General features: G+C 72.0%; 16 protein-coding genes, 2 tRNA genes and 1 pseudogene. 15 read left to right on the top strand and 4 right to left on the bottom strand.

Translation table 11 applies throughout. The features are described from left to right. Nucleotides 1-21 precede the first annotated feature (21 nt). The 6 genes and pseudogenes from gyrB (at nt 22) to AC2RP6_RS20335 (ending at nt 7253) form a co-directional block, all read left to right on the top strand. Nucleotides 22-2043, top strand: coding sequence for a DNA topoisomerase (ATP-hydrolyzing) subunit B (gene gyrB, locus AC2RP6_RS20360; RefSeq protein WP_486450389.1), 2022 nt, complete (start codon nt 22-24; stop codon nt 2041-2043). Between the two features lie 43 nt (nt 2044-2086). Beyond that, nucleotides 2087-4694 (top strand): annotated as a pseudogene (gene gyrA, locus AC2RP6_RS20355) (DNA gyrase subunit A). Between the two features lie 87 nt (nt 4695-4781). Beyond that, the gene (locus tag AC2RP6_RS20350; RefSeq protein WP_486447485.1) at nt 4782-5342 is read left to right on the top strand and encodes a DUF3566 domain-containing protein; all 561 of its coding nucleotides are present in this window, start codon (nt 4782-4784) and stop codon (nt 5340-5342) included. A 118-nt stretch (nt 5343-5460) separates the two neighbouring features. Beyond that, a tRNA-Ile gene (locus AC2RP6_RS20345) sits at nt 5461-5534 on the top strand. 144 nt (nt 5535-5678) lie between these two features. After that, nucleotides 5679-5813, top strand: coding sequence for a DLW-39 family protein (locus tag AC2RP6_RS20340; RefSeq protein WP_208809277.1), 135 nt, complete (start codon nt 5679-5681; stop codon nt 5811-5813). Between the two features lie 120 nt (nt 5814-5933). Further along, on the top strand, nt 5934-7253 hold the full coding sequence (locus tag AC2RP6_RS20335; RefSeq protein WP_486447484.1) for a hypothetical protein: 1320 nt from the start codon (nt 5934-5936) through the stop codon (nt 7251-7253). On the opposite strand, the gene AC2RP6_RS20330 is transcribed toward AC2RP6_RS20335, so the two are convergent. After that, a complete protein-coding gene (locus AC2RP6_RS20330) occupies nt 7240-8559 on the bottom strand; it encodes a serine/threonine-protein kinase (protein WP_486447483.1) in 1320 nt (439 codons plus the stop codon). The two genes, AC2RP6_RS20335 and AC2RP6_RS20330, sit on opposite strands and share 14 nt — an antisense overlap. 43 nt (nt 8560-8602) lie before the next feature. After that, entirely contained in the window at nt 8603-9151 is a 549-nt protein-coding gene (locus tag AC2RP6_RS20325; RefSeq protein ID WP_030647515.1) for a helix-turn-helix domain-containing protein, read from the bottom strand. Between the two features lie 162 nt (nt 9152-9313). On the opposite strand from AC2RP6_RS20325, the gene AC2RP6_RS20320 reads away from it, so the two are divergent. The 4 genes from AC2RP6_RS20320 (at nt 9314) to AC2RP6_RS20305 (ending at nt 12761) form a co-directional block, all read left to right on the top strand. After that, nucleotides 9314-9386 (top strand) — tRNA-Ala (locus tag AC2RP6_RS20320). A gap of 426 nt (nt 9387-9812) precedes the next feature. Next, a complete protein-coding gene (locus AC2RP6_RS20315; protein WP_486447482.1) occupies nt 9813-10826 on the top strand; it encodes a ScbA/BarX family gamma-butyrolactone biosynthesis protein in 1014 nt (337 codons plus the stop codon). 42 nt (nt 10827-10868) lie between these two features. Continuing rightward, nucleotides 10869-11525 (top strand): HAD family hydrolase, encoded by a 657-nt coding sequence (locus AC2RP6_RS20310; protein WP_486447481.1) that lies wholly within the window; start codon nt 10869-10871, stop codon nt 11523-11525. A 27-nt stretch (nt 11526-11552) separates the two neighbouring features. After that, nucleotides 11553-12761: a cytochrome P450 gene (locus AC2RP6_RS20305; RefSeq protein WP_486447480.1), complete on the top strand. Its 1209-nt coding sequence runs from the start codon at nt 11553-11555 to the stop codon at nt 12759-12761. A gap of 74 nt (nt 12762-12835) precedes the next feature. Here the strand turns inward: AC2RP6_RS20305 and AC2RP6_RS20300 are convergent, their stop codons facing one another. Then, a complete protein-coding gene (locus AC2RP6_RS20300) occupies nt 12836-14347 on the bottom strand; it encodes an FAD-dependent monooxygenase (RefSeq protein WP_486447479.1) in 1512 nt (503 codons plus the stop codon). A gap of 192 nt (nt 14348-14539) precedes the next feature. Further along, on the bottom strand, nt 14540-16105 hold the full coding sequence (locus tag AC2RP6_RS20295; RefSeq protein ID WP_486447478.1) for an MFS transporter: 1566 nt from the start codon (nt 16103-16105) through the stop codon (nt 14540-14542). Nucleotides 16106-16224: 119 nt separating this feature from the next. Here AC2RP6_RS20295 and AC2RP6_RS20290 point away from each other — a divergent pair, with 119 nt between their 5' ends. The 5 genes from AC2RP6_RS20290 to AC2RP6_RS20270 all read left to right on the top strand — a co-directional run bounded on the left by AC2RP6_RS20290 (nt 16225) and on the right by AC2RP6_RS20270 (nt 23034). Beyond that, on the top strand, nt 16225-16536 hold the full coding sequence (locus tag AC2RP6_RS20290) for an ArsR/SmtB family transcription factor (RefSeq protein WP_486447477.1): 312 nt from the start codon (nt 16225-16227) through the stop codon (nt 16534-16536). Nucleotides 16537-16694: 158 nt separating this feature from the next. After that, nucleotides 16695-19547, top strand: a complete 2853-nt coding sequence (locus AC2RP6_RS20285) for an AMP-binding protein (RefSeq protein WP_486447476.1) — start codon at nt 16695-16697, stop codon at nt 19545-19547. After that, entirely contained in the window at nt 19541-20467 is a 927-nt protein-coding gene (locus AC2RP6_RS20280) for an NAD-dependent epimerase/dehydratase family protein (protein ID WP_486447475.1), read from the top strand. The genes AC2RP6_RS20285 and AC2RP6_RS20280 overlap by 7 nt, the downstream gene beginning before the upstream one ends. Then, on the top strand, nt 20464-21567 hold the full coding sequence (locus tag AC2RP6_RS20275) for a methyltransferase (RefSeq protein ID WP_486447474.1): 1104 nt from the start codon (nt 20464-20466) through the stop codon (nt 21565-21567). Before AC2RP6_RS20280 ends, AC2RP6_RS20275 begins: the two co-directional genes overlap by 4 nt. A gap of 27 nt (nt 21568-21594) precedes the next feature. After that, nucleotides 21595-23034 (top strand): FAD-dependent monooxygenase, encoded by a 1440-nt coding sequence (locus AC2RP6_RS20270; RefSeq protein WP_486447473.1) that lies wholly within the window; start codon nt 21595-21597, stop codon nt 23032-23034. Nucleotides 23035-23144 lie beyond the last annotated feature (110 nt).

The following is a 23144-nucleotide window of genomic DNA, read 5'->3' as shown; positions in this document are numbered from 1 at the left end:
GGGTCCGGAGCAGGGGCTGCGCTGTGCCAGAAAGGGCGCTTCGTGGCCGATTCCGGCGACTCCAACGAGAAGAATTACGACGCCAGTGCGATCCAGGTCCTCGAGGGCCTGGACGCGGTCCGCAAGCGGCCGGGTATGTACATCGGCTCGACGGGTGAGCGTGGTCTGCACCACCTCGTCTACGAGGTCGTCGACAACTCGGTCGACGAGGCCCTGGCCGGGCACGCGGACACCATCGACGTGACGATCCTCGCCGACGGCGGGGTGCGCGTCGTGGACAACGGCCGCGGTATCCCGGTCGGCATCGTTCCGTCCGAGGGGAAGCCGGCCGTCGAGGTCGTCCTGACGGTCCTGCACGCGGGCGGCAAGTTCGGCGGCGGCGGCTACGCCGTCTCCGGCGGTCTGCACGGCGTCGGCGTGTCCGTGGTGAACGCCCTGTCGACCAAGGTCGCGGTCGAGGTCAGGACGGACGGCCACCGCTGGACCCAGGACTACAAGCTCGGCGTGCCGACGGCCCCGCTGGCCAAGAACGAGGAGACGGCCGAGACCGGCACCTCGGTCACCTTCTGGGCCGACGGCGACATCTTCGAGACGACCGAGTACTCCTTCGAGACGCTGTCGCGGCGCTTCCAGGAGATGGCCTTCCTCAACAAGGGCCTGACCCTGTCGCTGACGGACGAGCGCGAGTCGGCGAAGGCCACGGTCGGCGCGGACGACCCCGACGCGGACACGGCCGAGCCCACCGCGCGCACGGTGAAGTACTACTACGAGGGCGGCATCGTCGACTTCGTGAAGTACCTCAACTCGCGCAAGGGCGAGCTGATCCACCCGACCGTCATCGACGTCGAGGCCGAGGACAAGGAGCGCATGCTCTCGGTCGAGATCGCGATGCAGTGGAACTCGCAGTACACCGAGGGGGTCTACTCCTTCGCGAACACGATCCACACGCACGAGGGCGGCACCCACGAGGAGGGCTTCCGCGCGGCGCTGACCGGTCTGGTCAACCGCTACGCGCGGGACAAGAAGCTGCTCCGCGAGAAGGACGACAACCTCGCCGGCGAGGACATCCGCGAGGGTCTGACGGCGATCATCTCGGTCAAGCTGGGCGAGCCCCAGTTCGAGGGGCAGACGAAGACCAAGCTGGGCAACACGGAGGCCAAGACCTTCGTGCAGAAGGTCGTCCACGAGCACCTCAACGACTGGTTCGACCGCAACCCGGTCGAGGCCGCGGACATCGTCCGCAAGGCCATCCAGGCGGCGACGGCCCGCGTCGCGGCCCGCAAGGCCCGCGACCTGACGCGCCGCAAGGGCCTGCTGGAGAGCGCCTCCCTGCCGGGCAAGCTGTCCGACTGCCAGTCGAACGACCCCACCAAGTGCGAGATCTTCATCGTCGAGGGTGACTCCGCCGGCGGTTCGGCGAAGTCCGGCCGCAACCCGATGTACCAGGCCATCCTGCCGATCCGGGGCAAGATCCTGAACGTCGAGAAGGCACGCATCGACAAGATCCTGCAGAACACCGAGGTCCAGGCGCTGATCAGCGCCTTCGGCACCGGTGTGCACGAGGACTTCGACATCGAGAAGCTCCGCTATCACAAGATCATCCTGATGGCGGACGCCGACGTCGACGGCCAGCACATCAACACCCTCCTGCTGACCTTCCTGTTCCGCTTCATGCGGCCGCTGGTCGAGGCCGGTCACGTGTTCCTGTCCCGTCCGCCGCTCTACAAGATCAAGTGGGGTCGCGACGACTTCGAGTACGCGTACTCGGACCGCGAACGCGACGCGCTGGTGGAGCTCGGCAAGCAGAACGGCAAGCGGATCAAGGAAGACTCGATCCAGCGCTTCAAGGGTCTGGGCGAGATGAACGCCGAGGAACTGCGCGTCACCACCATGGACGTGGACCACCGCGTCCTCGGCCAGGTCACGCTGGACGACGCGGCGCAGGCCGACGACCTGTTCTCGGTGCTGATGGGTGAGGACGTCGAGGCGCGGCGCTCCTTCATCCAGCGCAACGCCAAGGACGTCCGCTTCCTCGACATCTGAGTCGGCTCCGCTGACCGCCGCCTGAAAGGACTTCTGACCAGCAATGGCCGACGAAACCACTCCCACCGCAGAGAACCCCGCGGAGGAGCAGCCGCAGCTGCGCATCGAGCCCGTCGGGCTCGAGACGGAGATGCAGCGCTCCTACCTCGACTACGCGATGTCCGTCATCGTCTCGCGCGCCCTGCCGGACGTGCGCGACGGCCTCAAGCCGGTGCACCGCCGCGTGCTGTACGCGATGTACGACGGCGGCTACCGGCCCGAGAAGGGCTTCTACAAGTGCGCCCGCGTCGTCGGCGACGTCATGGGCACCTACCACCCGCACGGTGACAGCTCCATCTACGACGCCCTGGTCCGCCTGGCCCAGCCGTGGTCGATGCGCATGCCGCTGGTGGACTCCAACGGCAACTTCGGCTCCCCGGGCAACGACCCGGCGGCCGCGATGCGCTACACCGAGTGCAAGCTCATGCCGCTGGCCATGGAGATGCTCCGGGACATCGACGAGGAGACCGTCGACTTCCAGGACAACTACGACGGCCGCAACCAGGAGCCCACCGTCCTGCCGGCGCGCTTCCCGAACCTGCTGATCAACGGCAGCGCCGGTATCGCGGTCGGCATGGCCACCAACATCCCGCCGCACAACCTGCGCGAGGTCGCGGACGGCGCGCAGTGGTACCTGGCCAATCCGGAGGCCACGCACGAGGAGCTCCAGGACGCGCTCATCGAGCGCATCAAGGGCCCGGACTTCCCGACCGGCGCCCTGGTCGTGGGCCGCAAGGGCATCGAGGAGGCGTACCGGACCGGTCGCGGCTCCATCACGATGCGCGCGGTGGTGGCGGTCGAGGAGATCCAGAACCGCCAGTGCCTGGTGGTCACGGAGCTCCCCTACCAGACCAACCCCGACAACCTCGCGCAGAAGATCGCCGACCTGGTCAAGGACGGCAAGGTCGGCGGCATCGCCGACGTCCGCGACGAGACGTCCTCGCGGACCGGCCAGCGCCTGGTGATCGTCCTCAAGCGCGACGCCGTCGCCAAGGTCGTGCTGAACAACCTCTACAAGCACACCGACCTGCAGACGAACTTCGGCGCGAACATGCTGGCACTGGTGGACGGCGTGCCGCGCACGCTGTCGATCGACGCCTTCATCCGCCACTGGGTGACGCACCAGATCGAGGTCATCGTCCGTCGTACGCGCTTCCGCCTGCGCAAGGCGGAGGAGCGCGCGCACATCCTGCGCGGTCTGCTCAAGGCGCTGGACGCGATCGACGAGGTCATCGCGCTGATCCGGCGCAGCAACACCGTCGAGATCGCGCGCGAGGGCCTGATGGGCCTCCTGGAGATCGACGAGATCCAGGCGAACGCGATCCTGGAGATGCAGCTCCGCCGCCTCGCGGCCCTGGAGCGCCAGAAGATCGTCGCCGAGCACGACGAGCTTCCAGGCCAAGATCAACGAGTACAACGCGATCCTGGCCTCGGAGGAGCGCCAGCGCTCCATCGTCAGCGAGGAACTGGCCGCGATCGTCGAGAAGTTCGGCGACGACCGGCGTTCGAAGCTGGTGCCCTTCGACGGTGACATGTCCATCGAGGACCTGATCGCCGAAGAGGACATCGTCGTCACGATCACGCACGGCGGCTACGTCAAGCGCACCAAGACCGAGGACTACCGCTCGCAGAAGCGCGGCGGCAAGGGCGTGCGCGGCACGAAGCTGAAGCAGGACGACCTGGTCGACCACTTCTTCGTCTCCACCACGCACCACTGGCTGCTGTTCTTCACGAACAAGGGCCGGGTCTACCGGTCCAAGGCGTACGAGCTGCCGGACGCCGGCCGCGACGCCCGCGGTCAGCACGTCGCGAACCTGCTGGCCTTCCAGCCGGACGAGAAGATCGCGCAGATCCTCGCCATCCGCGACTACGAGGCGGCGCCCTACCTGATCCTGGCCACCAAGGGCGGCCTGGTGAAGAAGACGGCGCTGAAGGACTACGACTCGCCCCGTTCGGGTGGCGTGATCGCGATCAACCTGCGGGAGACCGAGGACGGCAGCGACGACGAGCTGATCGGCGCCGAGCTGGTGTCCGCCGAGGACGACCTGCTGCTGATCAGCAAGAAGGCGCAGTCGATCCGCTTCACGGCGACCGACGACGCGCTGCGCCCGATGGGCCGTGCGACGTCGGGCGTGAAGGGCATGAGTTTCCGAGAAGGAGACGAACTGCTCTCGATGAGCGTCGTCCGGCCCGGTACGTTCGTCTTCACCGCGACCGACGGCGGCTACGCCAAGCGGACGCCGGTCGACGAGTACCGCGTCCAGGGTCGTGGTGGTCTGGGTATCAAGGCCGCGAAGATCGTGGAGGACCGCGGGTCGCTCGTCGGGGCGCTCGTGGTGGACGAAACGGACGAGATTCTCGCCATCACGCTCAGCGGTGGTGTGATTCGCACGCGCGTCAATGAAGTCAGGGAGACCGGCCGTGACACCATGGGCGTCCAGCTGATCAACCTGGGCAAGCGCGATGCCGTGGTCGGCATCGCCCGTAACGCCGAGGCCGGTCAGGAAGCTGACGAGGTCGAGGTCGACGAGAACGAGACCGAGGCGGCCGACGCACCGGCCGCCGAGGCCGCCGAGGGCACGCAGCCTTCGGCCGGGGAGCACGAGGAGTAAGTCGTGAGTGGAGCCACGGGCGCCGGACCGGCCAAGACTGGAGCGAACGGTGCCCGTGGCCCCGCCGCGGACTCCCAGGGGGGAACCGTGACGGACACCCGAGGGCCGAAGGCGCCGGAGGAGACCGGGGCCGAGGCCGTCGCAGGCGCGGACAAGCCCGCGCAGCCGTACCAGCCGCCGCAGGCCTACGCGGCGCCCGCGGGCCCGGGTGCGCCGCGCGGCGGCGGTGCGCCCGCCACCCAGCGCAAGCCGCGCACGCCGGTCCGTACGGCCCCCAGGACGCGCAAGGCGCGGCTGCGGGTGGCCAAGGCCGATCCGTGGTCGGTGATGAAGGTCAGCTTCCTGCTGTCGATCGCGCTGGGCATCTGCACGATCGTGGCGGCGGCCGTGCTGTGGATGGTCATGGACGCCATGGGCGTCTTCTCGACCGTCGGCGGCACCATCAGCGAGGCGACCGGGTCGAACGAGGGCAACGGCTTCGACCTGCAGGCGTTCATGTCGCTGCCGCGCGTGCTGATCTTCACGTCGGTGATCGCGGTGATCGACGTGGTGCTGGCGACGGCACTGGCGACGCTGGGCGCGTTCATCTACAACCTGTCGGCCGGCTTCGTCGGCGGCGTCGAGCTCACCCTCGCCGAGGACGAGTAGGCCTCCCGGAGGAGCGGCTGCGAGGGGTCGGATGACCTGCGCAGACGCCCCCCGGGAACGGATTTTGGCCTGACCGGGTCTGTGCGCTAATCTTCAGGAGTCAGCGCGCAGCGCGGATGGGGCTATAGCTCAGTTGGTTAGAGCGCATCCCTGATAAGGATGAGGCCACAGGTTCAAATCCTGTTAGCCCCACAGTGTCGAAGACCCCCAGGCCAAGGCCTGGGGGTCTTCGTCGTTGGGCCAGTTGGCGCACCGGCAGGTCACCGATCGGTATCGGTCGGTGTGTATTGTTGGGCGCCAGAAGTCCCCTACGTCAACGAAAGACGAGGTCGCGCGGTGAAGAAGCTGCTCCTGGTCGCACTGGCCGCCATCGGCGGGCTCCTCGTGTACCGCCAGATCCAGGCGGACCGCGCCGAGCAGGACCTGTGGACGGAGGCAACCGACTCCGTGCCCTCTGGTTCCGGTGTGTGAGACCGAAGGCTGAGTTCATGAAGCCCCGGCTGCCGCTGCGGCCGGGGCTTTGTGCTGTTCTGTGACGAAAACTTGCGTTATGCAAAGATTTGGCTTGCGGTAGCGAACTCGGGGGTCGTGATGGGTCGGGCACGGACGACGGTGTGGGCGGCGGCCCTCAGCATGGCGGTGACCGGTGCGTCCGGCGTCACCGTGACCGCGTACGCCGACGGGACCGCGCCCCGGCCCCTGCCCGTCTACCGCGCCGCCGACGGCGCCCGGCCGGTCGAGGGCGGGCCGTCCACGGCGGACGCCCCGCTCATCGAGGCCGGGAAGACCTACGGGGACACGATCGGGCCCGGTGAGCGCCTCTACCGGCTCGTCCTGGAGAAGGACGGCTCCGACACCTACGTCTCCGCCGTGGTCAGGCCGCCGGCGGGCGCCGAGGTCTCCGGCAGCGACGGCATCGAGGTGGAGCTCATGACCACCGCCGGGCGCTCCTGCCCGGGCAGCACGGGCCGGGCGACCTTCGGCTACGACGCGGTGCCCCTCGCCGCCGCAGGGGTCCGCCGGGGCGCCGAGGACGCCGACTGCGCGCCCGGCGGCGTCTATTACGCGAAGGTCACCCGGACGTCGGCCAAGGATTCCGACCAGAGGCCCTGGCCGCTGGAGCTGAAGGTCCAGCGCGAGCCCGGACGCGCGGCCGGGGGGCCCACCACCGCGCCCAGCGGTCTGCCCACGGGAGCCCCGTCGTTGCCCGGCACCGAGGCCGTGGGCCGGGCCGGCGGCACCGGCTTCAACGACGCGCGGGCCCTGGGCCCGGGCGTGTGGCGCGACGAGATGCGGCCCGGGCAGACCCGCTGGTACCGCGTCCCGCTGGACTGGGGGCAGCAGCTGGGCCTGGGGGCCGAGCTGTCCGCGGCCCGGGTGACGAAGAAGTTCACCTCCGCCTCGGGCGGACTGGCCGTCACCCTCTACACCCCGTACCGGGGCCAGGTCGCGGGCAAGAGCACCTCCTACGACGGGGTGCAGGCCGGGGTGACCCTGGAGAAGACCCCGCCCGTCGGCTACGCGAACCGATTCTCCAGCGACCGCGAGGTCCAGCCGGTGAGCGTCGCGGGCTGGTACTACGTCGCCGTGACGATGGGCGGCAAGGTCGCGGACTTCACCGAGGACGCGGTCCCCGTCCCGCTGACGCTGCGGCTGGAGGTCACCGGGACCCCGGCGAAGGCGCCCGCGTACCAGGGCGATCCGGCCGCGGGCGGCTTCGCCGTCGGGGCGGCCGACCGGGCGGCGGCGCAGGAGGGGCTCACGGCGCCGGAGGCCGCCGAGGCGGCCGGGACCCGCTCGCTGATGCGCGTCGTGGCGGGCGCCGGCTTCGGCACCGGGGCGGTGCTGCTGGCGGTGCTGGGCGGCTGGGTCTGGCTCGGGCGGCGGGGGCGCGGCGCTACATCTGCGTGAGGGCCCAGACGCCGACCGCGAAGCACAGCAGCGCCGCGGCGAGCAGCGAGGCCACCGCCTTCGGCGGGGGCGGGCCGACGGCGCCGCGCGTCCGGACCGGCGCGGCCGCGGGGACGGCCGGCGGGGGCAGGTGGAAGCTGCCCGTCTCCGAAGGCCCGTACGAGGGCGGGGGCCCGTACGCGGGGGCCGGGGCCGCCGGGGTGGCCTGCTGCGGGACGGGGGGCGCCGTGGCGGAGGAGCTGCGGGGGTCGGTACGGACGGGTTCCGCGGCCACCGTCACGGCGGCCGGCCCGCCCGGCGCGGGAGCGCCCGCGGTGGACGGCGGCGCGGCGGCGGGAGGGGACACCGGCGGGGCTGCGGGAGCGGACACCGGCGGGGACGCGGGCGCGGTGGACGGCGGGGTTCCGGGAGCGGGCGGGACCGGTCCCGTCGGGCCGTCGGGGCCGAAGCCGGGCGGGAGCGGGCCGAGTTGGTCGAAGACCTCCACCGGATCCTCGTCCGGGGCGGGCGGGGGCAGCAGTTGGACGGCCTCGGCAAGGGCCTTGCGCGCCCCTGTGGCGGTCCGGAAGCGGCTCTGGGGGTCGGGCTGCAGGAGGTTCGCGATGACGTCCCAGAGCACGGCGGGGACGCCCTGCGGGGCGTCCGGGGTCCCGTGGGCGCGGAAGTGGTCCACCAGCGCCCGGGAGTCGGGTTTGCTGCCCAGGAGCAGGTACAGGGCGACCAGTCCCACGGCGAAGAGGTCCGCGGCGAAGTCGGGCTCGGCGCCCATCAGTTGCTCGGGTGCGAAATAGCCCGGCGTGCCGACCACGTAGTCGGTCTCGGTCAGGCGGGGCTCGCCCTTGCGCATGGAGATGCCGAAGTCGGACAGCCGCAGGTGCGGCCGCCCGCTTCCGGTGGCCTCCAGCAGGATGTTGGCCGGCTTGATGTCGCGGTGCACCACGCCTTCCGCGTGCACGGCAGCCAGGCCCGAGAGGAGCTGGTCGAGCAGCGTGCACACGAAGCGGGGCGGGAGGGCGCCGTAGTCCCCGATCACGTGGGCGAGGGAGCCGCCGCCGACCAGGTCCATGGTGAAGAGGACCTTGTCGTCGTCGGCCGCCCAGCTGGCGGGAGCCAGTACGTGCGGGTGGTCGATCCGCAGCGCCTGCTCCCGGACGAACCGCAGCAGCGTGTGGGCGTCGCTCTGCAAGAGCACCTTCGCGGCGACGTAGCGGCGGCGGCGGTGGTCCCAGGCCCGCCATACGGCACCCGCGCCACCGCGCCCGATCGGATCGATCAGCTCGTACCGGCCGGCGAAGACCTCACCCATCGCTGCGCCCGTCCCCCGTCACCCGTTGTCCGCGTCGTGCGTGTCAGTTCTGGTGCGCCTCGTAGTGGGCGACCGCGTCGGCGGTGCGGCCCGCTCCGTAGACCCTGAGGAACTCTGCCAGTTCCGGATGGCTGGGGGCGAGGCTGTTCGCCGCGTCGATGATGTCGCCGGCCGCGGAGACGGAGCGCAGCAGCGACTGGATCTCGCGGACCACGCGCTTGACGGTGGGTGCGCCGGAGCCGGTGGTGGTCTGGCCGCTGCTGCTGAGGACGGATCCTCCCTGGGTCTTCTTGATCTCGTCCATCCGGTCGGTCGCCTCCGCCGCGCTGACGCTGCCGTCGGCCACCTGTCCGGCGAGGTCCTGGAGGGCCTGGACGCGCTGGACGACCGCAGGGTTGCCGATCTTGGCGCGCTGGCCGCTCATCAGCTGGGACAGCATGGGCGCCGACAGCCCGAGTACGGCAGCGAGACGGGCCTGGTTCAGGCCGAGGTCGTCTATGAGCCGACGGAAGAGCGCTCCCAGCGGCTCCCCGTACCAACTGCGCTGAAGCTCTCTGGCTCTGGCCGTGGCCTCTTGCTGCACTGCGTCCACTCTTACTACTCCCCTTCGCTGGTGCGAACCTCGCGAGCATCTTACGGAGAGTGGTCGCAGGGCGGGAGTCCCTATCATTTTGCGAGATGAGGGGGTAGACCCGGTACTCTGTTCTGCGGAACGACCACATCCCGCACGCGGGAGGGGTGCGTCCAGTTCCGAGGGGCCTTAGCTCAGTTGGTAGAGCGCTGCCTTTGCAAGGCAGATGTCAGGAGTTCGAATCTCCTAGGCTCCACATTCAGATGCTCTCCGACCTGCGGAAACGCGGGTCGGAGGGCATTTTTTTAGTGCCGGTCGGCGGCCGCCGCCCCGGTCTCGACCCCAGCGGTGTCTCCCGGGGGCGTGAGGTCTGCCCGTCCGTTCCCGCCCGGGCTGCCCCCGCGGACCCGCGCAGGGGGCCGGTAGTGCAGGCGTCCATGTCGTTGCCGGGCCGGCGCCCGTCCGAAAGTATGGTGGATACACCTATCGGTGCGGGGCCGCGCGTTCGGGGCAACTCCACGGCCGGTCGGCGGGTTTGGACCGGCTGAAGTCTCGCTAAAGCGGCGGGGTCCGAGGGCTCCGGAGTGGCGTACGCCACGGTGGGCGGGCCCTTCCGCAAGGTACGGTCATATGCGTACCTCCGTTTGGAGACGTACCTGCATGCAAGAGGGGGAACTCAGCCATGTCCACGACCCTGGCCACCGAACTCAGTTACGCGAGCACCGTGACGCGGGCCCTTGTGCACCGAGCGGCCGTCTGCGAGGTGTTCCTCACGGACTCGGTCCGGGTGGCCGAGGACGAATACCTCATCGCCGCGCAACTCCCGCGCGTGCACAGCTACTACAGCGACCAGATCGCCTCGCCGGCCGTCTACGACCCGCTGCTCCTCGTCGAGGTCTTCCGCCAGGCGTCGATCTACGCCGCCCACACCTTCCTCGACGCCGCGATCGACGAGAAGTTCATCTTCAACGGCGGCGAGATGATCGTCACCGACCTCACCGCCCTGCACATCGGCACCCGGCCGGGCCACGCGCGGATCCACGCCCGGCAGGCGGGGCTGAAGCACCGCGACGGCGTCGTCACCGGCAGCACGCTCGACATGGTCCTCACGGTCGACGGGCGCGAGGCCGCGACCATGCGCACCACCTGCCAGTGGATGCCCGGCCGGGCCTGGGACCGGATGCGCGAGAAGGGCCGCGCCCTGCTCGACCTCGACACCGCCCGCCCGCACCACACGGGGCGCCGCGTACCGCCGGCGTCCGTCGGCCGTGTCTCCCCGCACAACGTGGTCCTGTCCGAAACCGAGGTCCGCGAGCACGAGGTCCTCACCCAGATCGTCGTCGACCAGGCCAACCCGGCCCTCTTCGACCACCCGCTCGACCACATCCCGGGCGCGCTGATCTTCGAGGGCTTCCGCCAGTCCGCGGTGCACGCCGCGCACGAGCTGTTCGGCCTCTCGCCGCAGGGGCTGGTGCTCACGCGGGTGGAGACGGACTTCACCCGCTTCGGCGAGTTCGAACTGCCCACGGACTGCCTGGTGCGGGTGGTGGAATCGCCGACCCCGGACACGGTGGCCTTCGAGATCACCATGACCCAGGAGGAGCAGATCGCCCGGGCCCGGGTGCACCTCGCTCTGACCAGCCCGATCGGCGGGGCGCTGCTGAACCGGTTCTTCTCCGCCCCCGTCGGCGCCTGAGAGCCCGTATCCCGTATCCGGGCGACACAAGGAGACACCGCAGTGCCCCAGCCCATGATCTGGTTCGACTTCGGTGGCGTGCTCTCGCCGCCGCTCGACGAGCTCTTCGACTCGTACCACGCGCGTACGGGCATCACGCCACGTCAGATGAAGACCGCGCTGGCCGCGGTCGCGGCCGAGCTGGGCGTCGAACCCCTGGCACCCCTCGAACTGGCCCTGCTCACCGAGGCCGAGTGGGGACGCGCGATGGTCCGCGTCCTGCGGGAGGCCCACCCCGGCATCGACCTGTCCCGTGCGCGCTTCGAGGAGTTCGGCCGGCAGTGGTTCGAGGGGGTCCGCGCCAATCCGGTGATGGTCGCGACGGCCCGGCACGCCAAGGAGCACGGCTACCGGGTCGGGATCCTCAGCAACAACGTCGTCGAGTGGGAGCCCTACTGGCGCGCGATCGTCGCACCCGTCGGCGAGGTCGACTGCATCGTCGACTCGTGCGTGGTGGGCGTCCGCAAGCCCGACCCGGAGATCTTCCGGCGGGCGGAGAAGGAGGCCGGCGTGCCGGCCGCCGAGTGCGTGCTGATCGACGACCTCGCCGAGAACTGCGCCGCGGCGCGGTCCGTCGGCTGGCGCGCGGTGCACTTCCGCAACAACGCCCGGACCGTACGCGAGCTGGCGGGCCTCACCGGGCTGCCCGCGCTCGTCTGACGCACCACTCTTCCCCACGGAGCACACATGACCACCACCGTCACGTCCGCGGCCGTCACCGTCACGGACATACCCCACCTCGACCCCGTCCCGGCGTTCACCGTGCTCGACGAGCGCGGTCCGGGCGGCGTCCCGCTGATCCAGCTGCCGAGCGGCCACAAGGTGGCCCACCTGACCCGCTACGCCGACGTGCACAAGGTGCTCACCGACCCGGCGTCGGGCCGTACCGAGACCAACGTCGAGGGCGGGCCGAGCTTCCTGCCGACCGTGATGCCCAAGGAACTGCTGCTCAACCTGGACGCCCCGCACCACGCCCGCATCCGCGGTTTCGTCGCGGCCGACTACAGCGCCGCGGGCACCGAACGGCTGCGCCCGGTGATCGCGGAGGTGGTGGACGAGGGCATCCGGCGGCTGCGCTCCAGCGCGTCCCCCGACCTCTTCGCCGACCTCCTCGACACGGTCCCGGTCACCGTCAACGCGCACTTCCTCGGCTTCCCGATCGAGGACGTGCCGTACTTCCGGCCGTCCTCGCGGATCGTGCAGATCGCCTCGCACGAGGACGTGCCGGACCTGGTGGAGCACTTCTACCGGGTGTACGGCTACGTCCATGACCTGGTGACCGGGGAGCGGCCGGTCGTTCCCGGCGGCCTGATCGACCGGTTCCGCGGCGACCGGGACCGGGCCGAGCCGCCGCTGGACGACGCCGAACTCACCGGCATCTTCTTCGGCTCGCTGCTCGGCGGCGACCAGAACGTCGTGTCCGTGCTGACCAAGTCGCTGTATGCGCTGCTCGCGGCGCCCGCGGTGTGGCGCCGGCTCGCCGACGACCCGTCGATCGCCCCGCGTCTGGCCGAGGAACTGATCCGTCTGATCCCGCTGGGGGCGATCTCCGCGTTCCCCCGGATCGCCGGCCGTGACCTGGAGACCAGCGAGGGCGTCGTGACGCAGGGCACCGTGGTCTACCCGGACGCCTTCGCCGCCAACCGGGACCCCGAGGCGTTCCCGGACCCGCTGACCATCGACCCCGACCGCGAGCCGGCCAAGCGGCACCTGCAGTTCGGCTACGGCATGCACCACTGCATGGGCGCCGCACTCGCCCGCATGGAGATCGTTGCCGTACTGACGCGGCTGGCCCAGGAGTTCCCGAACCTGGCCCTGGCCGTCGACCCGGCGGACGTCCCCTGGGACAACGGGACGGTGCTGCGGCGCCCGACGTCGCTGCCCGTGCGGTGGTGAGCCGGGACCGCGGCTGATCCGGCGCCGGGAGGGGGCGGGCACGGGGTATCCGTGCCCGCCCTTCGCCGTGCCCGTCAGCGGGGCTCGCCGAACCACTGGCGCAGCGTGTCGGCCAGCGAGCCGCCGTCCGCGGCCCAGGCGACGTATCCGTCGGGCCGGACGAGGACGGCGTCCCAGGGCAACGGGACGGCGCTCGTGGCGGGGACCGTGTGCAGTACGTGGGCCCAGCGCGCGGCCTGTTCGCGGTGGACCCCGCCGTCCTCGCCGAGCAGGATCAGCAGGGGGCGGCCGGGCAGCAGCAGCCGGATCAGGTCGGTCGGGCCGTCGTCCGTGGTGAGCGGCAGGTTCGGCAGGAAGCGGCCCTCCCAGCGGGAGCCGAGGCCGCCCTGCGAGGTGTACGCCGTTTCCTGGGCGCTGATCATGTGGCCGAGGCGGCCCTTCACCTCGTCGAGGCCGAGCAGCTCGGTGACGAGGTCCCGCAGCGGGTCGAGGCCGGGGGCGGGCCGCATGAGGGCCAGCTGGGCCCGGGTGTTGTCGATGACGCGCTGTCCGGCGGGCCGTCGTTCGGCGTCGTAGGTGTCGAGGAGGTCCTTGCCCGCGGTGCCCGCGAGGGCGTGGGCGAGTTTCCAGGAGAGGTTGAGTGCGTCCTGCAGACCGAGGTTGAGGCCCTGCCCGCCCACGGGGAAGTGCACATGGGCGGCGTCGCCGGCGAGGAACACCCGGTCCTGGCGGTAGTCGCGCACCAGGCGGGCGAAGTCGCTGAAGCGGGAGAAGAAGACCGGGTCGGCCATCGGCACGTCCCGGCCGAGGATGCGTTCGCCCTCGTGGCGCAGTTCTTCGAGGGTGAGCGGGGAGTGCCGGTCGGGGTGCGGGCCGCGGAAGTCGATCGTGATGAACCGGCTGTGCCCGTACGGGTTGACGCCCGCCACCGTCCAGCCGCGCGGGGTGCGGTGCCAGCCGTACGGCACGTGGTCCGGGTCGGTCAGCCGTACCAGGCCGAGCAGGGCGGACACGGTCGCGGGGTGGGTGTCCTCGGGGAAGCCCAGCCGTTCGCGCACGAAGCTGCGGGCGCCGTCCGCGCCGACGACGTACTCGGCGGTGAAGCGCCGTACGCCGTCCGGGCCTTCGGCGGTCACCTCGACCGCGTCGGGGCCCTGGTGGATGTCGGTGACGCGGTGCCCGCGGAGCACGGTGACGCCCCGGGCGCGGGCCCGCTGCTCGAAGTCCCGCTCCAGGTCGGCCTGCGAGCGCCCGACGATGGGTCCGGGCTCGGTGGCCGGTGCGGTGATGACGAGCCCCGGCATGCCCGCGAAGTGGAAGGCGTCGGCGGAACTGCGGCGCAGCCGGTCCTCGGTCGCGGGGTGGGCGGGCAGATGACCGCGCCGGGCGAGGCCCTGCACGGTGCGGGCGTGCAGGGTGCCGGCCTTGGGCTGGTCGAGGGTCCGCGGTTCGGCTTCGAGTACGACGGTGGCGACGCCGTGGTGCCCGAGCTCGGCGGCGGTGAGCATGCCGACCGGTCCGCCGCCGACGACCAGGACCTGGGCCTGTACGGGGGCGGGGCGGAGGCCTCGGAGGGCACGGTTCATGGGGGCGCGGGTCCTTTCCTGGGGCCGCCCCGCCGGTCGGACACGGTGGGCCGCGGCAAGCGCGGTGGCGGCGCGGGTGAACGCGGGAGGCCCGGCGCCTTGACGGGGGAATCGGGGCGCCGGGCCGGTCTCGGGGACGTCGTGCGGAACGGGAGGGGAGCGCGGTGCGCGCTCCCCCCGCTCACGGCACGGTCAGGCGGTGTTCTTGGCGGGGCCGCCGCGCAGCAGGGCGGCGACCACGGCGCAGAGCACGACGCAGACCGCGGCCAGTCCCCACAGGACGGTGTGGAACGCGGAGTCGTAGGACTGGGCGAGGAAGTGGCCGAACCCCTCGGTGTCCACGGCGCCGGAGACCTCGGTGGCGCGGGCGAAGTCGCCGCCCGCGGCCTGGTCGGCGACCTGGTCGGCGTTCCCGGCGCCGGCGTAGTCGCCGATGCCGTCCTCGATGCGGGTGCCGAGGACGGTCGCGAGGACCGATCCGTACACCGCCACGGCGATGGCCTCGCTGCCGAGCCGCAGCGTGTTGAGGAAGCCCGCGGCCATGCCGGCCTTCGCCGGGTCGATCAGCTCCAGCGCCTGGCCGTCGACGAGTCCGGCGGAGAGGCCCATGCCGGCGCCGGTGACGAGCATGGGCAGGGCGACGACGAGGACCTTCACGTCCGGCGAGAAGAGCGTGAGCGCCACATCGCCGACGACGAGGCAGGCGAGGCTGACGTAGATGAGGGTGAGCGCGGAGATCCCGCGGGTGACGAGCTTCGCGGCGAGCATCGGGCAGACCAGCACGGGCGCCGTGAGCAGCAGCATGATCAGGCCGGCTGCGCCGGTGTCGCGGCCGGTGGCCGCGGTCAGGTAGCTCGGCAGGTAGGTGAGCATGGTGACGAACCCGAAGGACGCCGCGACGGGCACCAGGCACAGGCCGACGAACCGCCGGTTGCGCAGCACGCTCAGGTCCAGCATGGGGTGTTCCCTGCGGTTCTCGACGGCCGCGAACACGGCGAGGACCACGACGGCGCCGGCGAACAGCGCCAGCACACCGGTGCTGCCCCAGCCCCACTGCGAGCCCTGCACGATGGCGGTGGTCAGCAGCACCATGGCGACGACGAACAGCGCGCTGCCGGGCACGTCGATGCGCGCGCCGCTGCCGCCGTCGGCCGGCATGGCCTTGGCGATGGCGGGCACCGCCAGCAGGACGAGGAGGAGGGCGACGGCGTGCACCGCGAACACCCAGCGCCAGCCGAGGCCTTGTACGAGTACGCCGGCCAGCGAGGGGCCGATCGCCACGCCTACGCCCGCGACCGTGCCGAACAGGGCGAACGCCTTGGCGCGGGCCGGGCCGTCGAACACGGTGGCGATGATCGCCGCGCCGCAGGAGAAGATCGCCGCGCCGCCGATGCCGGCGAGGGCGCGGGCGCCGTCCAGCCAGAGCACGTTGGTGGCGAGCGCGCTGGCGAGGGAGGCCACGGCGTAGACGGCGGCGCCGGCCGCGAAGGCCTTGACCCTGCCGACGATGTCGGCGATGGAACCCCAGACGAGCGTGAAGCAGGCGAAGGCGACGTTGAAGGCGTTCACCACCCACTGCAGGGGGGCGAGGCCGGCGTCGGTGTCGGCGCCGATGTCGGGCAGTGCGACGGCGGTTCCGGAGATCGACATGGGGACGACGAACACCGCGAGGAGCACTGCGGCGAGGGTGAGGGTGCGGCCCGGCTGCCCCTCCGCCTGCACAGGTGGCGCGGCCGACGACGTGGTCTGCGTACTCATGGGGGCACAACTCCAGGCTCGGCCCGGCCGACGGCGCGACCAGGTACGGTTTGGATCGAACCTTAAGCTGACACAGAAGAGAGGTATGATGCAACCCGTACCTCAGGAAGGAGCATGCGATGCCCGATGAGGATGGCCACCCCTCCATCGAGGAGATGAGCCTGCCGGCCGTACTGAGCGCGCTCGCCGACCCCCTGCGCTACGCGGTCGTCTCCGCCCTGCTGAAGGAGCCGGAGGGCACGGCGCGGACCTGCGCGTCCTTCAACCTGCCGGTCTCGAAGTCGACGATCACCCACCATTTCAAGGTGCTGCGCGAGGCGGGCCTGGTGGGACAGGTGGACCGCGGCAACAGCAGGGCGGCGACCCTGCGCCGGACGGAACTGGACGAGCGCTTCCCCGGCCTGCTGGACCTGATCCGCGCCAACCACTGACCACCCGGCACGTGCGGCCGCCGTGAGCCGGCGCGCCGTGCCTCCCGCACGCCCGCGAGCCCCCGGGAAATCCCGCCGCGCGGACGGCGCTGTCCTGCAGCGCCGCGCCGTGCGGCTCCCCGGCATGCCCCCGGGCGGCCACGCGAAGGAGAGACACCATGACGACAAGCAAGGGCTTACCCACAGGTCACGCCGTTGGGGTCGAGGGCGGAGCCGCCGAGGACGCGGCCCTCGGCGGGCTGCTCGTCAGGGCGGCGGCGCGGTACCCGGAGCACGGGGTGCGCCACTGCTCGGGGGAACGGCCCCTCGACCACACGCTCCTCACCTATCCGCAGCTGCTCGACGCATCGCTGCGCCTGCTGGGCTCCCTGCGCGGGGCGGGGGCCCGCCCCGGCCGGGTCGTGGCGCTGCTGCTGGAGCGGACCGAGGACTTCCTCCCGGCCTTCTGGGCCTGCCTGCTCGGCGGGATCACCGTGTGCCCGCTGGTCCCCGTCCAGAACGACCCGCAGCGCTGGGCCGCGCAGTTGGCCCACGTCGACACCCTGCTCGACGGGCCGCTCCTGATCACCGACAGCCGGACCCGCGCGGTGCTCCCCGCCGTCGGGGACCTGGCCGTCACCACCGTCGAGGACCTCTCCCGGGCCGCGACCGCCACGGACGCGCGCACCGTGGCCGTGGCCGCGCCCGCCCCCGACGAAGTGGCTCTGCTGGTCCTCACCTCCGGTTCCACCGGCGCCTCCAAGGCGGTCCGGCTCACCCACCGCAACCTCCTCGCCGCGATGGCCGCGAAGGCGGAGGCGCAGTCGCTCACCGCGCAGGACGTGACGCTCAACTGGATCTCCTACGACCACGTCGCCGCCCTGCTCGAAGCGCACCTGCTCCCGCTGTCCGTGGGGGCCGACCAGCTGCAGGTCCCGCCCGCCCCGGTGCTGGCCGACCCGCTCCGCTTCCTGGAGCTGATCGACGCCCACCGGGTGACGATGACCTTCACCCCCAACTTCCTGCTCGGGCTGATCAACAAGGCCCTCGACCAGGCGTCCGCCCCGCAGCCGCTGGACCTCTCCTGCCTGCGGCACATCGTCTCGGGCGGTGAGGCCAACCCGGTCGCCACGGGCACCGGCTTCCTGGAGCGGCTCGCCCCGTACGGGCTGCACCGCGGAGCGCTCTGGCCCGCCTTCGGGATGACCGAGACGTGCGCCGGCAGCATCTACAACCGGGAGTTCCCCGACGCCGACCGCGGAGCCGAGTTCGCGTCGGTCGGCCGGCCGGTGGGCGGCCTGCGGATCAGGATCGCGGAAGAGGACGGCGCCACACCGCTCCCGGACGGCGAGGTGGGCGAGGTACAGCTCACGGGGCCGATGATCACGTCGGGGTACTTCAACGACAAGGAGTCGACCCAGGCCGCGTTCACGGCGGACGGCTGGTTCCGGACCGGAGACCTCGGACGGCTCTCCGGGGGCCGGCTGACCCTCGTCGGCCGGAGCAAGGACAGCATCATCGTCAACGGCGTCAACTACTACAGCCACGACCTGGAGTCCGTGCTCGACGGCCTCGAAGGCGTCGAGAAGTCCTTCGTCGCCGCGTTCCCGACCCGTCCGCGGGGCAGCGACACCGAACAGCTCGCGGTGGCGTTCGCGGCCGACCCGGCCGTCGCCCGCGACGAGGCGGCGCTGCACCGGCTGCTCATCGCGGTCAGGAACAGCGTGGTCCTGCACTGGGGCTTCCGTCCGGCGCTGCTCCTGCCGCTGCCCAAGGACGCCTTCCCCAGGACGAGCCTGGGCAAGATCCCCCGGTCGCTCATGCGCCGCCGGCTGGAGGCCGGCGACCTCGACGAGCACGTGGCGGCGGTCGGCGACCTCGTGACCCGGCAGCTCGGTGGGCACGTGGCCCCCGAGGGAGCCGTCGAGAGGACCCTCGCCGAGCTGTACGCGGAACTGTTCGCGGTGGAACCGTCCGCCATCAGCGCCACGGCCGGCTTCTTCGACCTCGGCGGGACCTCACTGGACATCCTGCGTCTCAAGAGCCTGGTCGCCCAGCGCTTTCCCGACGCCGACCTGCCGGTGCTCGCGATCCTCACCTCGCCCAGCGTCCGCGCGCTGGCCGCCCGCATCGAGGCGGGCCGGAGCGCGGAGCGTCCCCCCTACGACCCGGTCGTCGCACTGCAGACCAGCGGCGACGGGACACCGCTCTTCTGCATCCACCCCGGGGTCGGCGAAGTGCTCGTCTTCGTCAACCTGGCCAAGTACTTCGTCCACGAACGGCCCTTCTACGCCCTCCGGGCACGCGGCTTCGACCCCGGGGAGAAGCCGTTCGAGAGCTTCGAGGAGATGACGCGCACCTACGTGGAGGCGATCCGCTCCAGGCAGCCGCACGGCCCCTACGCCATCGCCGGCTACTCCTTCGGCGCGGCGGTCGCCTTCGAAGTGGCCAAGCGGCTGGAGGCCGACGGCGAGCGCGTGGACTTCCTGGGCAGCTTCAACCTGCCCCCGCACATCAAGTACCGGATGGACGAACTCGACTTCGTCGAGACCGCCGTCAATCTGGCGATGTTCCTGGACCTCGTCTCCGCCGAGCAGGCCAGGACGCTGCCCGCCGAACTGCGCCCGCTGGGCCGGCGCGAGCAGCTCGGCCACCTGCTGGCGATCGCACCTGCCGACCGGCTCGCCGAACTCGACCTGGACCTGGAGCGGTTCACCGCCTGGGCCGACCTCGCCGACGGCCTCACCGGCCTCGGCCGGACCTACCACCCGTCCGGCAGCGTCGCCGCCATGAGCGTCTTCTACGCCATCCCGCTGCGCGGCACCAAGCAGGACTGGCTGAACGGCGAACTCAGCCGCTGGGAGGACTTCACGCGCGAGAAGCCCCGGTACATCGACGTCCCCGGCGAGCACTACACCCTCATGGGGCCGGAGCACGTGGCCGCATTCCAGGCGGTCCTGCGGGCCGAGCTCGACCGGGCCCTGAGCGGACCGGTCCGCGCGGACGGCCGGGACGGCGGGCCCGCATGCTGACCGGAAAGAAGATCCTGATCACCGGGGCGAGCGGGCTGGTGGCGCGCTCCGTCGCCGAGACGCTCGCCGAGCACAACGACGTGTGGTGCCTGGGCCGCTTCTCCGACCCCGTGACGGCCCGCCGGCTCACGGAGCGGGGGGCGCGGACCCGGCACTGGGACATGGCCGCGGACGCGCTGGACGGCGTACCCGACGACTTCACCCACGTGCTGCACGCGGCCGTCGAGCGCGGCAGCGGGGACTTCGAGGACGTCGTCGCGGTCAACTCGGTGGCCACCGGCCGCCTGATGACCCACTGCCGGTCCGCCGAGGCCTTCCTGTACGTCTCCACCAGCGCGCTCTACGCGCCGCGGGCACTGGACCACCTCTACACCGAGACCGACGCGCTGGGCACGCAGTCCCCGTGGCTGCCGACCTACCCGGTCGGCAAGCTCGCCACCGAGGGTGCCGTGCGGGCGCTCGCCGTGACGCTGGGCCTGCCCACGACCATCGCGCGGCTCAACGTCGCCTACGGACCGCACGGGCACGGGGGACTCCCGGTCATCTTCTTCCGGCAGATGCTGGCCGGGGAACCGATCGCGGTGCCCCGCGCGGGTCAGCACTACTGCTCCCCCATCCACACCGACGACATCGCGCGCCACGTGCCCCGGCTGTGGGCCGCGGCCGGGACCCCCGCCACCGTCGTGAACTGGGGCGGGGACGAGGTCGTCGGCGTACAGGACCTCATGACCCACGTCTCCCGGCTCACCGGGGTGCCCGTCGACTTCGTACCGAGCGACGTCACCCGCGCCGTCGGCGCCTACGACGACACCCGCCGCAGGAGCATCGCCGGCGCCTGCGGGCGGACCTGGCGCGAAGGGGTCCGGCAGACCATCGCGGCCCACTTTCCCGGCACCATCGACACCACCTCCCGGACATGAGGAGTTCCACCGTGACCACGGAACCCGACACCGCACGCCACACTGCACCCGACACCGCACCCGGCGCCGCACCCGACACCGCACCCGGCGCCGAGCCGGACGTGCTGGGACTGCTGGAGCGCGCCCTGAGCGCCAGTTGCGCCGCCTCACTGCGCGCGGCCGTGAAGCTCGGCCTCGCCGACGCCGTCGCCGGCGCCCCCGCGACGGCGGAGGAACTCGCCGCGGAGGTGGGCGCCGACCCGGACGCACTGCGCCGCCTGCTGCGCTCGCTCACCTGCTACGGGGTCTTCGCCGAGGAGGCCGGCGACCGCTTCGTCCACACCGACGTCTCACGGCTGCTCCGCACGGACGCCCCGGACGCCCTCGACCAGCTCGTGCTGTGGATGACCGAACCGTGGACCTGGGAGCTGTGGGGCCGGCTCGACGAGTCGGTCCGCTCCGGGAAGGACGTCTTCGTCGACCTGCACGGCCGGGAGTTCTTCGAGCAGGTGCACGTCGCCTGGCCCGAGTCCGCCGCCGTCTTCGACCGGGCGATGACCCAGGCGAGCCGCCAGTCCGCCGCGGCCGTCGCCGCGGCCCTGCCGCTCTCCGGCGCACGGACCGTCGCCGACATCGGCGGCGGGCAGGGCTTCCTGCTGGCCTCGCTCCTGGAGCACCACCCCGAGGTGCGCGGGATCCTGTTCGACCGGCCGGACGTGGTCGCGGGCGCGGACGCCCGCCTGCGCGCGGGCGGGGCGCTCGCCGACCGGGTCCGGCTGGTGGCCGGCGACTGCCGCGAGGAGATCCCGGCCGACGTCGACGCGTACGTCTTCAAGAACATCCTGGGCATGAACGACGAGGACGCGGTCGTGGTCCTGGCCAACCTCGTGAGGACGGCCCCCGCGGGGGCCGGCGTGATCATCGTCGAGAACTTCGTCGACGACGGCCCCGGCCGGCGTTTCAGCACCGCGATGGATCTGCGGATGCTGCTCACCGTCGGCGGCAGGAAGCACACCCGGCAGGGGCTGCTGGGGCTCGTGGAAGGGGCGGGACTCGTCGTCCACGACGTGCGCCCGGTCAACTCGTACCAGCACATGATCGTGGCAGCGACCCCCGCGTAGCGGCGGACGGCGAGAGGAGGACGGACCATGACCGGAACCGCCGACGTACTGGTGGTGGGGGCGGGCCCCACCGGCCTGCTGCTGGCCGGGGACCTGGCCGCCGCCGGCGTACGGGTCACCCTGCTGGAGCGGCGGGCGGACGCCGACGCCCGGGCCGCGCGCGGGATGACCCGCTCCTTCGCGGTGCACGCCCGCACCCTGGAGGTGCTGGACGCGCGGGGGATCGCCGACGATCTGGTCGCGCGCGGCCGGACGGCGCCCGTGGTGGGGGTGTTCGGCAAGCTCGAACTGCACCTGCACCGGCTGCGCACCCGTTTCCCGTTCGCGCTGATCACCCCCCAGTACCACCTGGAGGAACTGCTGGAGGCGCGCGCCGTCGCCGCCGGAGCGCGGATCCTGCGGGGCGCCGAGGTGGTGGCCCTGCGTCAGAGGCACGACGGCGTGGAGGTGGAGACGGCCGGCGCCGGCGGCTTCGACGCGCGCTACGTGGTGGGCTGTGACGGGGTGCGCAGCACGGTACGGCGGCTGACCGGCATCGACTTCCCCGGCCGGTCGGTGGTGCGCTCGGTGATGCTGGCCGACGTCCGGCTCCGGGAGGTGCCCGTGGACGCCGTCACCACCAACTCCAACGAGCACGGCTTCGCCTCCCTGGTCCCCTTCGGCGACGGCTGGTACCGGGCCATCGGCCGCATCGCCGGCGACGACAGGCCCGACGACGCACCGCTGGCGGTGGAGGAGCTGTCCGGGCTGCTGCGCCGCGTGCTCGGCACCGACTACGGCCTGCACGACCCGCGGTGGATCTCGCGCTTCCACAGCGACGAGCGGCAGGCCGTGCGCTACCGCGAGGGCCGGGTACTGCTGGCGGGCGACGCCGCGCACGTGCACTCGCCGGCCGGCGGCATGGGCATGAACACCGGCCTGCAGGACGCCGCCAACCTCAGCTGGAAGCTGGCGGCGGTGGCCCGCGGCCGCGCCGGGGAGGCGCTGCTCGACTCCTACGAACTGGAGCGCCACCCCGTCGGGAAACAGGCGCTGCGCGTCTCCGGAGCGATCACCCGGGGCGTGCTCAACGCTCCGCGCGGCGGCCCCGCACGCGCCCTGCGCGCCCTGGCCCTGCCGGTCGTCTCCCGGCTCGGCTCGGTCACCGCCGTGGGGGAGCGCCTGCTGTCCGGCATCGGCATCGCCTACCCGGCGCCGCGCGGGAGCCACCCGCTCACCGGCCGCCGGGTGCCCGACCTGCGGCTCACGGGCGGCGGACGGCTGTACGAGGCGCTGCGCGGCGGCGGTTTCGTGCTGGTCACCCGGGGCAGGCCGGTGCCGGCGGGCGAGTGGCTGCGGTGCGTCGCCCCCGCCGGACCGCTGCGCACCACGCTGCTGGTCCGCCCGGACGGCCACGTCGCCTGGGCCGCCGACGGCCCGGACCCGGACGGGCTGCGCGCGGCGCTGGAGCGCTGGCCGGTGCGCTGACGCCGCCCCCGCACGAGCGGGCCTTGATTGTCCGGGACCCGGCATCGTTGCGGACAACCGGGGCGTGCCGTGCACTGGGACCGGTCGGCGGTCGGAGAACCGGAAGTTCC

This window comes from Streptomyces sp. WAC03905, from assembly GCF_057371075.1.
Note: the sequence above shows the minus strand (reverse complement) of the source record. Positions and strands in the feature narration are given on the sequence as shown.

Bases quoted from the DNA above. Each gene is read 5' to 3' on its own strand.
- AC2RP6_RS20335 (WP_486447484.1), top strand. From the start codon at position 5,934: ATGGGTCGGGCACGGACGACGGTGTGGGCGGCGGCCCTCAGCATGGCG.
- AC2RP6_RS20330 (WP_486447483.1), bottom strand. From the start codon at position 8,559: ATGGGTGAGGTCTTCGCCGGCCGGTACGAGCTGATCGATCCGATCGGG.
- AC2RP6_RS20315 (WP_486447482.1), top strand. From the start codon at position 9,813: ATGTCCACGACCCTGGCCACCGAACTCAGTTACGCGAGCACCGTGACG.
- AC2RP6_RS20305 (WP_486447480.1), top strand. From the start codon at position 11,553: ATGACCACCACCGTCACGTCCGCGGCCGTCACCGTCACGGACATACCC.
- AC2RP6_RS20300 (WP_486447479.1), bottom strand. From the start codon at position 14,347: ATGAACCGTGCCCTCCGAGGCCTCCGCCCCGCCCCCGTACAGGCCCAG.
- AC2RP6_RS20295 (WP_486447478.1), bottom strand. From the start codon at position 16,105: ATGAGTACGCAGACCACGTCGTCGGCCGCGCCACCTGTGCAGGCGGAG.
- AC2RP6_RS20290 (WP_486447477.1), top strand. From the start codon at position 16,225: ATGCCCGATGAGGATGGCCACCCCTCCATCGAGGAGATGAGCCTGCCG.
- AC2RP6_RS20285 (WP_486447476.1), top strand. From the start codon at position 16,695: ATGACGACAAGCAAGGGCTTACCCACAGGTCACGCCGTTGGGGTCGAG.
- AC2RP6_RS20280 (WP_486447475.1), top strand. From the start codon at position 19,541: ATGCTGACCGGAAAGAAGATCCTGATCACCGGGGCGAGCGGGCTGGTG.
- AC2RP6_RS20275 (WP_486447474.1), top strand. From the start codon at position 20,464: ATGAGGAGTTCCACCGTGACCACGGAACCCGACACCGCACGCCACACT.
- AC2RP6_RS20270 (WP_486447473.1), top strand. From the start codon at position 21,595: ATGACCGGAACCGCCGACGTACTGGTGGTGGGGGCGGGCCCCACCGGC.